Source organism: Actinotalea sp. JY-7885, assembly GCF_014525465.1.
Taxonomy (GTDB): Bacteria; Actinomycetota; Actinomycetes; order Actinomycetales; family Cellulomonadaceae; genus Actinotalea.
In genome coordinates this window covers 1-690 of record NZ_JACEXH010000346.1, presented here as the reverse complement: position 1 = coordinate 690, position 690 = coordinate 1, and the positions used below count along the sequence as shown (strand labels likewise).

The window sequence follows — 690 nt, the reverse complement described above, 5'->3', positions numbered from 1 at the left end:
GGAGGCGGCGGCGACACGGGCGTCGCGGCGCGCGCCGTCGTGGCAGCGGGCGGCGGGGGCGGTGACGTCGGGGCTGTGCGGAGCGGCGGCGGCGGCGGTGCCTTCGGCGCGGTGACGCGGTACTCCATGCCGTCGATGTCGGCCCCGGTGACGACCGGCGCCTGGAAGGCGACGGGCGCCTCCTCGCGGCGCAGGTCCCGGATGTCGACGACGACCGTGCCGGCCAGCTTGTCGTGCCAGCCCTGACGCCGCCCGGAGCCGTCGAACGCGCTGGACGCGACGACGAGCCACTGCCCGAGGCCGAGGCCGAGATGCCCGACGGCCAGCACCCCGGCGCGCACGACGGAGCGCCACAGGCCCGGCGCGTAGGGCAGGTGGTCCTGGGCCGAGCGCAGGCCCAGCACCACGTTGCCCACCGTGCGGCCGCTGCGGGCCTCCCACACGACGAGTCCGGCCGCGACCTCCGCGGCCGCCAGGCCGGCGTAGACCCACGACCGGGTGAACCACCACACCGCCCCCGCCACGACGGCGGCCACCGCCACGTCGATGGCGTAGGCGGCCACGCGGCGGCCCGCACCGGCCGGGGAGACGCCGTCGAACGCCGGGCCCAGCGGGCTCGCGTAGGCGGCGGCAGCGGCCTGCGGCGCGGCGCTCACCTGCCGCCACGCGGCATCCAGCTGCGCGACCTGG

General features: G+C 79.0%; 1 protein-coding gene. It reads right to left on the bottom strand.

What is annotated here, in order from left to right:
- Positions 1 to 690, bottom strand: a 690-nt coding sequence (locus IDM29_RS16895; protein WP_188037861.1) for an RDD family protein, incomplete at both ends; no start/stop codon positions are given.